Source organism: Sphaerotilus sp. (genome assembly GCF_013299175.1).
Taxonomy (GTDB): Bacteria; Pseudomonadota; Gammaproteobacteria; order Burkholderiales; family Burkholderiaceae_C; genus Sphaerotilus.
Genome location: NZ_JAAFKF010000117.1, coordinates 1 through 10,895 on the forward strand (window position 1 = coordinate 1; position 10,895 = coordinate 10,895).

A 10,895-nucleotide genomic window follows, 5' to 3' on the forward strand; every position below is an offset into this window, starting at 1 on the left:
CTGCAGGGTCATGCCCCTGTGCTCGCGCCAGGCACGCATGAACATGGCTGCTCATTCGTACACCTGACCCCTTCCGCCGATCTTGGTGAGCAGCATCAACCGCAACGCCTCAACGCGCCCGAGCGCACGCCACCTTGTGCAGCAGCTCCAGCAGGATCTGCCGCTCCCCTTCCGACAACCCCGCCAGCAGCGCCCGCTCGGTCTGCAGCAGCAGCGCCAGCGCCTGCGAGACGAGCCGTTCGCCCTCGGGCGTGACGTGCAGCGACTGTGCGCGCCGGTCGGTGCTGCTGCGTTCGCGCAGCAGCGTGCCGCGCTGGGCCATGCGGTCGAGCCAGGTCGTGATCGCCGGGGCCGTCATCGCCAGCGCCTTGGCCAGCTTGGACGGCGTGACGCCGCTGTTTTCCTTCACCAACTGCAGGATCGTGAACTCCACCGGCCGCAGCCCCAGCGGCCCGCTCACCACCCGTTCGAACACCTCGTCGGTGACGATCCGCGCCTGCGCGAGCTGGTAGCCGAACAGGTCGTGGATACCCCGCTCCTCCAGGCCGCCCTGGGGGGTGAGTTCCGAAAGAGGGCGCTTGGTGTGGGGCATGGGGCAGTGTAGCAATCCGAGGGAATTCACCGATTCGGTTGCACTTTTACTTAATTAGATTAAGTAGTTATCGACAGACGCATCAGGAGACACCATGCGCGGATTCTTCAGTCACCGGCCCCTCATGGCCTGTTCAGCGGTGGCCGCAGCAGCGGCTTTGGTGGCCTGTGGCGGCGGTGACGACACGGCCGCGACCCCCACGGCCCTGCCCCAGCTCTCGGCCGCCCAGGCGGGCACGCTCTCGGCCGCCTGCGCCAGCCTGACCGGCTTCACCTATGCCGGCGTCACCATCGCCAGCGCCGCCACCGTGGCCGCCGGCACGCTCACCCTGGCCGGCACTCCGGTCCCCGAACACTGCCTCGTCACCGGCAAGCTCGGCTCGCGCACCGGCAGCGACGGGCTGACCTACGCGATTGGCTTCGAGATGCGCCTGCCCCAGGCGTGGAGCGGCCGGTTCTTCTACCAGGGCAATGGCGGCCTCGACGGCAGTGTCGTCACCGCCACCGGCGCAACCGGCGGCGGCCCCAACACCCACGCGCTGCTGCAGGGCTTCGCGGTCATCAGCTCCGACGCTGGCCACACGGGCGCACAGACGGCGGCCTTCGGCTTCGAACCCCAAGCGCGTCTGGACTACGGCTACCAGGCCGCCGCCAAGCTCACCCCGATGGCCAAGGCGCTGGTCAAGGCCGCCTATGGCCGCACGCCGGACCGCTCCTACTTCGGCGGCTGCTCCAACGGCGGGCGCCACACGCTGGTGGCCACGAGCCGGCTGGCCGAGGAGTACGACGGTTTCCTGGCCGGCGCGCCGGGCTACAACCTGCCCAAGGCCGCGGTCTCGCAGATCTGGGGCGCCCAGCAATACGCACGGGCCTACACCGTCGGCGCGACGACCGTGGCCAACGGCTCCACGATCGCCGACCTGTCCACCGCCTTCACCCCCGCCGAGCGCACGATGATCGCCGGCCGCATCCTGGCCAAGTGCGACGCGCTGGACAGCGCCGCTGACGGCATCGTCTCGGACACCGCCGCCTGCCAGAAGGCGTTCAGCCTGGCCGACGATGTGCCCACCTGCAGCGGTGCGCGTGATGGCACCTGCCTGACCGCGCTGCAGAAGGATGTCCTGACCAACATCCACGCAGGCGCCCGCACCAGTACCGGCAGCGCGGTCTACAACACCTTCCCCTTCGACGCCGGGATCTCCGGGACCGGCTGGGCGACGTGGGAGTTCGTCAACTCGCTGGCGCTGGACCCTCTGGCGGCCGGCGTCGTGTTCAACGCCACGCCCGCGTTCCTCGCCAACCCGTTGACCGCCTCGATCGACGCGCTGGCCGCCGGCATCACCGCCACCAGCGCCACCTACGCGGTCTCCGGCATGGACTTCATGACGCCGCCGAACCCGTCGAATCTGTCGGTGCTGAAGAACCGGGGCGCCAAGGTGATGGTCTACCACGGGGTCAGCGACGCGGTGTTCTCCTACGATGACTCGGTCACCTGGATCAAGAACCTGGCCAGCGCCAACGACGGCGATGCCAGCAACTTCGCCCGCCTCTATGGCGTGCCGGGCATGAACCACTGCTCGGGCGGTCCCGCCACCGACCAGTTCGACATGCTCACGCCGCTGGTCCAGTGGGTCGAGCAGGGCAAGGCGCCGGACGCGGTGATCGCCACCGCGCGCGGCACGGGCAATGCCGGCGGTGTCAACGCGGAAGTGCCGGCCGGCTGGGCGGCCACGCGGACCCGTCCGCTGTGCGCCTACCCGAAGGTCGCGAAGTACAAGGGCAGCGGCAGCCTGGAGCTGGCGGCGAACTTCTCCTGCCAATGAGCGGCACAGCGCACGGCTGAACCCGCGTGACAGACGGGCGGGGAGGGCCATGGTTCAATCTTCGGCTGCAGTCCACCAGCGACCACCGGAGACCCTCCATGTCCTTCACCGCCCTGTACCTCACCAAGACCGACGGCGCTTTCGCAGCCCGTCTGCGCGACGACCTGACCGACGACGAGCTGGTGGCGCACACCGGCGAGGCCCATGTCGTCGTGCGTGTCGCCCACTCGACGATCAACTACAAGGACGGCCTCGCGCTGACGAACCGCAGCCCGGTCGTGCGCCAGTGGCCGATGGTGCCGGGCATCGACGGGGCGGGAACGGTCGAGTTATCCACAGACCCGCGCTGGTCGGTGGGCGACCGAGTTATCCACAATGGCTGGGGCGTGGGTGAAACGCACTGGGGTTGCCTGTCGCAGAAAGCGCGGCTCAAGGGCGACTGGCTGATCGCGCTGCCCGCCGAGTTATCCACAGCCGAAGCGATGGCGATCGGCACGGCGGGCTACACGGCGATGCTGTGCGTGATGGCGCTCGAAGACGCGGGCGTGCGGCCGGACAGTGGCGAGATCCTGGTCACGGGTGCGAGCGGTGGCGTGGGCAGCGTGGCGATTGCGCTGCTGAGCGGCCTGGGCTACCGGGTGGTGGCGTCCACGGGCAAGCTCGATGAAGCCGACTATCTGCGGGCGCTCGGGGCTGTGGATATCCTCGATCGCACCGGGTTATCCACAGCCGGCAAGCCGCTGCAGAAGGAACGCTGGGCCGGTGTCGTCGATTCGGTCGGCTCGCACACGCTGGCGAATGCACTGGCGCAAACGCGCTACGGCGGTGCGGTCGCAGCCTGCGGATTGGCGCAGGGGATGGACTTATCCACAAGCGTGGCCCCGTTCATCCTGCGTGGCGTGCGGCTGCTGGGCGTGGATTCGGTGATGTGCCCGATCGGTCGCCGGCAGCAGGCATGGGCGCGGCTGGCGGCGGACCTGGACCGCAGCAAGCTCGCGTCGATGACCCGCACGATCACCTTGGCCGAGGCACCGCAGGCGGCTGTGGATATCTTGGCCGGCAAGGTCCGCGGGCGGGTCGTCGTGGACGTGAACGCCTGACCTGCGGCGGGCGATGCACCGTCAGCAGTCGGTGCCGGGCGCGCCCTCGCGGGCGTGGTGCTTGCCCTTGGCGGCCATCTGCGCAAAGGTCTCGATGCCCTTGCGCTTGGCCACGGCCACCACCGCCTCGTCGGTCGGCAGGCCCGCCGCGTGCGCCAGCAGCGTGCCGGCCGCGTCCAGCCCGATCACCTTCAGGTGCCGCCATGCATCGCGCAGCCAGTCCAGCGCGGCAGGGTGGGTCAGCAGCGGGGCGATGCCGTTTTCACTGCCGATGACCACCACCGCATCGAACAGGCAGGACGGTGCCCCCGCCAGCGCCTGATCGGCGGGTTGCGCGCTGCCATCGGCCAGGCGCACCCCCTCGATCTTCTCGGCCACCAGCGTCAGCCGGGCGCCCGCCTTGGCGAGGGTGCGCTGCAGGGCGGTCAGCAGCACGCCGTCCGCGCCCTCGGCCAGCAGCGCGGCGAGGTGGCGTCCGGTCAAGGTGCCGGCCCGGCTGGCGAGCTGGCTCAGCGCCGGGGAGGGCGGCAGATCCTGCGGGGCCGTGGCCACCGGCGGGCGGGCGTCGGCGGCCGGGGCGGGTCGGCCCAGCCGTTCGGCCACCGCCGCCGCCAAGCCCTCGTCGATCACCGCCAGGTGCCCCAATACCCGCGTGCGAATCGCCGGCACCGTGACCTTGCTCAGCTCGAAGGCCAGCGCCATCACGGTGTGCCGCTGCTCCGGTGCCGTCAGCGAGGCGAGGAACTGCCGCGCCTGCGAGTAGTGGTCGGCAAACGTCTCGGATCGCTGGCGCACCTTCGTGCCAGTGGTCGGTGCCGGCCAAGTCGTGAAGCCGCGCTCGGGGGACGCACGCGGGCCGTCCGGGGCCAGCGAGTTCGGCTCGTAGTTCACGCGCCCCTGCGGTACCGCAGTCTGCATCACGGCATCGCGCTGGAAGTTGTGGAACGGGCAGCGCGGCTGGTTGATCGGCAATTGGTGGAAGTTCGGGCCGCCGAGCCGGCTGAGCTGCGTGTCGGTGTACGAGAACAGCCGTCCCTGCAGCAGCGGATCGTCGCTGAGGTCGATCCCCGGCACCAGGTGTGCCGGGCAAAACGCCACCTGCTCGGTCTCGGCGAAGAAGTTGTCCGGGTTGCGGTCCAGCACCATGCGGCCCACCACCTGCAGCGGCACCAGCTCCTCCGGGATCAGCTTGGTCGCATCCAGCACGTCGAAGGGCAGGGACGCGGCGGTCTCCTCGTCGAACACCTGCAGCGCCAGCTCCCACGCCGGAAAATCACCCCGGTCGATCGACTCCCACAGGTCGCGGCGGTGGTAATCCGGGTCCGCGCCTGCGATCTTCACCGCCTCGTCCCAGGTCGTCGAGGCCACGCCCAGCGCCGCGCGCCAGTGGAACTTGACGAAGCGCGACACCCCTTGCGCATCCACCAGCCGGAAGGTGTGGACGCCGAAGCCATCGATCATGCGCAGCGAACGCGGAATCGTGCGGTCGCTCATCGCCCACAGCACCATGTGCATCGACTCGGGCATCAGCGAGATGAAGTCCCAGAAGGTGTCGTGTGCCGACGCCGCCTGTGGATAACCCCGGTCCTGCTCCATCTTCACGGCGTGGACAAGGTCGGGGAACTTGATCGCGTCCTGGATGAAGAACACCGGGATGTTGTTGCCGACGAGGTCGAAGTTGCCCTCCTCGGTGTAGAACTTGACCGCAAAACCGCGCACGTCACGGGGCGTGTCGGCCGAACCGGCGCCACCTGCCACGGTGGAAAACCGCGTGAACACTGGCGTGCGCTGGCCGACGCGGGACAGGAAGGCGGCGCGGGTCCAGTCCGAGCAGTCGCGGGTGCATTCGAAATGACCATGGGCCGCCGAGCCGCGGGCGTGGACGACCCGCTCGGGGATGCGCTCGTGGTCGAAGTGGGTGATCTTCTCCTGCAGCAGGAAATCCTCCATCAGCGTCGGGCCGCGGGCACCGGCCCGCAGCGAGTTCTGGTTGTCGGACAGCGGCACACCCTGGTTGGACGTGAGCGGCAGCAGCGTGGACGTGGTCATGCGGGCGGGCATTGGAGAACTCCTGTCGGTGTGGGTCACCGTCGAGAGTGACGGCCTGCCAAGGCTAGGCAGGCTGGCATCCCGCGGCGGTCGGCCAGCCACCCGATCGGTCGTAGGACAACTCTGACACGCCCACCCCCACTCAGTGTGCGAGGCGGAATAAGCGTGTCTTTTTGCACGATATGCGCCAGATGATTGCCTAGACTTTCTCTTGGCACCAGAAAAAACCACCGAAGGAGTGAACACCATGATCCAGATTGCCCTTGCCGACGACCACGCCATCGTCCGCGCCGGACTGCGACACATCCTGTCGAAGGAGGTGGACTTGCGGGTCATTGCCGAAGCGGAGAATGGCCGCGAGGCCCAGATGCTGGCCGGGCGCGAAGACCTCGACGTGGTGGTGCTGGACCTGTCGATCGAGGACTACTGTGGGGTGGACGTGCTGCGGGCGCTGCGGCTGCGGCGGCCGGGCTTGCCGGTGCTGATGGTGGGCCAGACGCCCGAGACCCACTGCGCGATCACCTTGCTGCGGCTGGGTGCCCGTGGGTATCTGGGGCGTGGCTGCGAGGTGGCCGAGATCGCACGCGCCATCCGCACCGTCCACCGCGGTCGCCGCTACGTGACGCCTGCCGTGGCCGATCAGCTCGCCAGCCGCGCGGGGGATGAGGCGCTGTGTCCGCCGCATGACCAGCTCTCCGACCGCGAATTCCAGGTCTTTCTGCAGCTCGCCCGCGGCACCACGATCGGCCGTCTCGCGGACCACCTGGCGCTCAGTGTCAAGACCGTCAGCACCTACCGCTCGCGGGTGATGGGCAAGCTCGGGCTGTCGTCCAACAGCGAGTTGACCTACTACGCGCTGAAAAATGGGCTGATGCAGTGATGCGGCGTCTGCTGAGCCTGCGCACCGAGACGCCGATTGCCTTCGTTCAAGCCGTCGTGCATGCCTACGCCCGCTATGGCGTTGATCCTTCGGCGGCCTTGCTGGCCGCCCGCATCCGCCCCGAGCAGCTCGACAACCCCGATGCCCGCATCACCGCTGGGCAACTGGAATGGCTGGGACAGGCGGCCATGCGTGAACTCGACGATGAAGCCCTGGGCTGGTTCTCGCGCCGCATGCGCTGGGGCACGTATGGCATGTTGACCCGCGCGGCCGTGACCGCCCCCACGCTGGGGGTGGCGCTGCGGCGCTGGTGCCGGCTGCATGGCTTGCTGGTGGACGAGATCTCGCTGTCGGTGGAGGTGGACGGGGCACTGGCACGGGTGCTGGTGCAGGAACACCAGCCGCTGGGGCCTGTGCGCGAGTTCTGCGTGATGTCGATGCTACGCGGTCTGCACGGGCTGGCCTGCTGGTTCATTGACGCGCACATTCCGCTCGCCGACATGGCTTTGCCGTTCGAGACACCGCCGCACAGCCGGGTCTACGGGCTGCTGTTCCCCGGCCCGGTGCGGTTCGGTGCGGGACAGGCGAGCCTCAGCTTTCGCGGCGAGTTCCTGGACCGACCGATGGTGCGCAGCGAAACCTCGCTGCAGGCGATGTTGCAACACTCGCTGCCGCTGGTGGTGCGGCCCTACCGGCCGGCGCAATTGCTGGTGCAGCGGGTGCGCGAACTGTTGACCAGCCAGCCGGAGCTGATGCTCAACGCGGAAGCCTTGGCTTCGGCGCTGCACATGTCGGTGCGCACCCTGTACCGACAGCTCGGTCTGGAAGGCACGACGCTGCAGGCGCTCAAGGACGAGGTGCGCTACGCACGCGCCAAGGAACTGCTGAGTCGCACGCCCAAGCCCATCAAGCAGATCGCGCTGCTGCTGGGCTTCAGCAGCGAGAAGACGTTTGCGCGGGCGTTCCAGCGTTGGGCGGGTGTCTTGCCCTCCGCGTTTCGCGGGCAGTCGCGGGGGGACGCCATACCGGAATAATCGGGGGTTCCCGCTGCCGGCTGTTCCCCCATGCCCCCCACGATGTCTGCGACCCCACAGAACCTCTCCGCCCTCCTCTGGTCCGTCGCCGACCTGCTGCGCGGCGATTTCAAGCAGTCCGAGTACGGCCGCGTGATCCTGCCCTTCACGGTGCTGCGCCGGCTGGACTGCGTGCTGGCGCCGACCAAGGCGGCGGTGCTGCAGGCATACCGGCTCAGCGAACCCGAGAAGGTGTACGGCTCGGTCCTGACGCGCAAGACCGGTCTCGGCTTCTACAACACGTCCGCGCTCGACCTGCCGCAGCTCATGGGCGACCAGGACCACCTGCGCGACAACCTTGACAGCTATGTCCAGGGCTTCTCGGCCGACGTGCGCGCCATCTTCGAGCGGTTCGACTTCGCGGCGGTGGTCGAGCGGCTGCACAAGGCGAAGCTGCTCTACCTCGTCACCGAGAAGTTCGCCCACCTCGACCTGCACCCCGACACGGTGGACAACGCCGCGATGGGCACGGTCTTCGAGGAGCTGATCCGCAAGTTCGCCGAAATCTCCAACGAGACGGCGGGCGAGCACTTCACGCCCCGCGAGGTGATCCGGCTGATGGTGGGCCTGCTGTTCGTCGAGGACGACGCCGCGCTGCAGACCCCCGGCACCGTGCGCACGCTCTACGACCCGACGGCGGGCACGGGCGGCATGTTGTCCGTCGCGGACGAGCACCTGAAGTCGATCAACCCCGGTGCCCGGCTGACGCTGTCCGGGCAGGAGCTGAACGCCGAGTCCTGGGCGATCTGCCGCGCCGACATGCTCATCAAGGGGCAGGACATCCGCAACATCGTGCTGGGCAACACGCTGTCGGAGGACGGGCTGCGCGGCAAGACCTTCGACTACATGCTGTCGAACCCGCCGTTCGGCGTGGAGTGGAAGAAGATCGAGAAGGAGATCCGCCAGGAGCATGAAGGCATGGGCCACGCCGGGCGCTTCGGGCCGGGGCTGCCGCGGGTGTCGGACGGGTCGCTGCTGTTCCTGCTGCACCTGCTGTCGAAGATGCGGCCGGCGGCGCAGGGCGGCAGCCGCCTTGGCATCGTGCTGAACGGCTCGCCGCTGTTCACGGGTGGCGCGGGGTCGGGCGAGTCGGAGATCCGGCGGCATGTGCTGGAAAACGATCTGGTCGAAGCCATCATCGCGCTGCCGACGGACATGTTCTACAACACCGGGATCAGCACCTACGTCTGGATTCTCAGCAACCGCAAGGTGGACGACCGGCAGGGGCTGGTGCAGCTCATCGACGCCTCGGGCTTCTGGCAGAAGATGCGCAAGAGCCTCGGCTCGAAGCGCAAGGAACTGAGCGAGGCCCACATCGCCGAGATCACGCGGCTGTTCGGCGCGTTCATGGAGGCGAACCTCGTCACCGTGTTCGACGCGGACGGGCGCGAAGCGGGCCGGTCGGTGGTGCCCGATGGGGATCGGCTGCCGGAGGTGCCGGCGGGTGGCCAGCGCAAGAAGGCGCCGGTCTCGCGCATCTTCCGCAACGAGGACTTCGGGTACCGGACGATCACGGTGGAGCGGCCGTTGCGGGATGCGGCGGGTGCGGTCGTGCTCGGGCAGAAAGGCAAGCTCAAGGGCAAGCCGCAGGCGGATGCGGCGCTGCGCGACACGGAGAACGTGCCGCTGTCGGAGGACGTGCAGGCGTATTTCGAGCGCGAGGTGCTGCCGCACGCGCCGGATGCGTGGATCGACCACGACAAGACCAAGGTGGGCTACGAGGTGCCGTTCAACCGTCATTTCTATGTGTTCGAGCCGCCGCGGTCGCTGGCGGAGATCGATGCGGATCTGAAGCGTTCGACGGATCGGATCAAGCAGATGATCGAGGGGCTGTCGGCATGAGTACGCCCACCACCGCGGCTGGCGAGCCGCCGCTGGAGGAGGCCGGTTTCACCGAGATCGTCCAGCTCATCGACACCGCTCGACAACGGGCGGTGCAGACGGTCAATGCCGCGCTGATCGATTTGTACTGGCAGGTTGGCGCCGTCATCAGCCGCAAGATCGCGGCGGCGGAGTGGGGCGATGGGGTCGTGGATCAACTGGCGGCGCACATCGCCCGGACGCATCCGGGGCTGCGTGGGTTCACGCGCCGCAACCTCTTTCGGATGCGGCAGTTCCATGACCTGTACCGGGATGCGACTGATGCCGTGGTGCTGGTGCGGCAACTGCCGTGGACACACAACCTGATCATCCTGAGCCAGAGCAAGCGGCCCGAAGAGCGCGCGTTCTACCTGCGCATGGCGGTGCAGGAGCGGTGGTCGAGCCGGGATCTGGAGCGACAGTTCAAGGCGGCGCTGTTCGAGCGGGTGGTGTTGCAGCCGCCAAAAGTGTCGGCACTGCTGACACAAATGCAGCCACAGGCGCAGCAGGTGTTCCGCGATGCCTACATGGTCGAGTTCCTCGGCCTGCCTGAGCCGCACAGCGAGGCCGATCTGCACCGCGGCCTGCTGGTGCGGCTGCGGGATTTTCTGACGGAGCTGGGGCGCGACTTCTGCTTCATCGGGTCCGAATCGCCGCTGCAGGTGGGCGGGCGGGACTTCGCGCTCGACCTGCTGTTCTTCCACCGCGGGCTGAACTGTCTGGTGGCGATCGAGCTGAAGGTGGGGCGCTTCGAGCCGGAGTACCTGGGCAAGCTGTCGTTCTACCTGGAGGCGCTGGACCGGGACGTGAAGAAGCCGCACGAGAACCCGGCCATTGGCGTGCTGCTGTGCGCGAGCAAGGACGACGAGGTGGTCGAGTACGCGCTCAGCCGCAGCCTGTCGCCCGCGCTGATCGCCGAGTACCAGACGCAACTGCCCGACAAGCGGCTGTTGCAGCAGAAGCTGCATGAGTTCTATCAGCTCAATCTGAGCGAGGCCGAGGGGCAGACGGGCTGAGGGCGTCTGGCGAAATCGGAGCCACGGGTGCATTGATCTGCGTTTCCAGCGCCCGCAGTCGATCGACGATCGCGCCGAATGACGGAGGCTCCCCGATGAACATCCCTGCATCGACCATGTGCTGAAAGTCGGCTTGCAGCGCCACCAAGGCCGCACCGTCGGGAATCAGGCGCAACTGACCCACCAGGCAATCGTCGTACCGGGCGTACCCGGTGCTGTAGAACACCTTCTTGTGCCGGACGACATCGGCCAGCAAGTGGCGATCCGCCAGCGCGGTGTTCCCGTGCGGCAGCGCCGCCAGCCGTGCCAAGTCATACCAGTGGCGGGACAGCCGCTCGGCCTGGGTGCCGAATTCGCCGCGCTGACAAGCGACGTGCATCAGCGTGGCCTTTTCCCAGAACGTGCGCGCAGGGGACAGCACGCTCACCCGTGCGCCGGGAAAGGCGAGATCGGGAAGTTGCGCGGCAATGTCTGGCTGGATGAAGTGCGACTCGTTGGGCTCG

Annotated in this window: 9 protein-coding genes; 6 read left to right on the forward strand and 3 right to left on the reverse strand. The window is 68.1% G+C overall.

Annotated features, from left to right (window positions below; all coding sequences use genetic code 11):
• Positions 1–109: 109 nt before the first annotated feature.
• A complete protein-coding gene (locus QZW52_RS16455; protein WP_294000741.1) occupies positions 110–592 on the reverse strand; it encodes a MarR family winged helix-turn-helix transcriptional regulator in 483 nt (160 codons plus the stop codon).
• 94 nt (positions 593–686) lie between these two features.
• Between QZW52_RS16455 and QZW52_RS16460 the strand changes: the two genes are divergently transcribed.
• Complete coding sequence (locus QZW52_RS16460; protein ID WP_294000742.1) at positions 687–2,414, forward strand: tannase/feruloyl esterase family alpha/beta hydrolase; 1,728 nt, start codon at positions 687–689, stop codon at positions 2,412–2,414.
• Between the two features lie 98 nt (positions 2,415–2,512).
• Positions 2,513–3,514 (forward strand): acrylyl-CoA reductase (NADPH), encoded by a 1,002-nt coding sequence (gene acuI, locus QZW52_RS16465; RefSeq protein ID WP_294000744.1) that lies wholly within the window; start codon positions 2,513–2,515, stop codon positions 3,512–3,514.
• A gap of 21 nt (positions 3,515–3,535) precedes the next feature.
• On the opposite strand, the gene QZW52_RS16470 is transcribed toward acuI, so the two are convergent.
• Positions 3,536–5,575, reverse strand: coding sequence for a catalase (locus tag QZW52_RS16470; RefSeq protein WP_294000746.1), 2,040 nt, complete (start codon positions 5,573–5,575; stop codon positions 3,536–3,538).
• A 235-nt stretch (positions 5,576–5,810) separates the two neighbouring features.
• Here QZW52_RS16470 and QZW52_RS16475 point away from each other — a divergent pair, with 235 nt between their 5' ends.
• From QZW52_RS16475 to QZW52_RS16490, 4 genes are read left to right on the forward strand one after another with little or no spacing between them, the layout of a single operon-like run.
• Positions 5,811–6,443, forward strand: a complete 633-nt coding sequence (locus tag QZW52_RS16475; RefSeq protein ID WP_294000748.1) for a response regulator — start codon at positions 5,811–5,813, stop codon at positions 6,441–6,443.
• Positions 6,443–7,477 (forward strand): AraC family transcriptional regulator, encoded by a 1,035-nt coding sequence (locus tag QZW52_RS16480; RefSeq protein ID WP_294000750.1) that lies wholly within the window; start codon positions 6,443–6,445, stop codon positions 7,475–7,477. Before QZW52_RS16475 ends, QZW52_RS16480 begins: the two co-directional genes overlap by 1 nt.
• Before the next feature lie 42 nt (positions 7,478–7,519).
• Positions 7,520–9,358 carry a type I restriction-modification system subunit M gene (locus tag QZW52_RS16485; RefSeq protein WP_294000752.1) on the forward strand — a complete coding sequence of 613 codons (1,839 nt, stop codon included), beginning with the start codon at positions 7,520–7,522 and terminating at the stop codon, positions 9,356–9,358.
• Positions 9,355–10,392 (forward strand): PDDEXK nuclease domain-containing protein, encoded by a 1,038-nt coding sequence (locus QZW52_RS16490; protein WP_294000753.1) that lies wholly within the window; start codon positions 9,355–9,357, stop codon positions 10,390–10,392. The genes QZW52_RS16485 and QZW52_RS16490 overlap by 4 nt, the downstream gene beginning before the upstream one ends.
• On the opposite strand, the gene QZW52_RS16495 is transcribed toward QZW52_RS16490, so the two are convergent.
• The coding region (locus tag QZW52_RS16495; protein ID WP_294000755.1) for a nucleotidyl transferase AbiEii/AbiGii toxin family protein at positions 10,358–10,895 on the reverse strand (538 nt) is incomplete at its 5' end. The two genes, QZW52_RS16490 and QZW52_RS16495, sit on opposite strands and share 35 nt — an antisense overlap.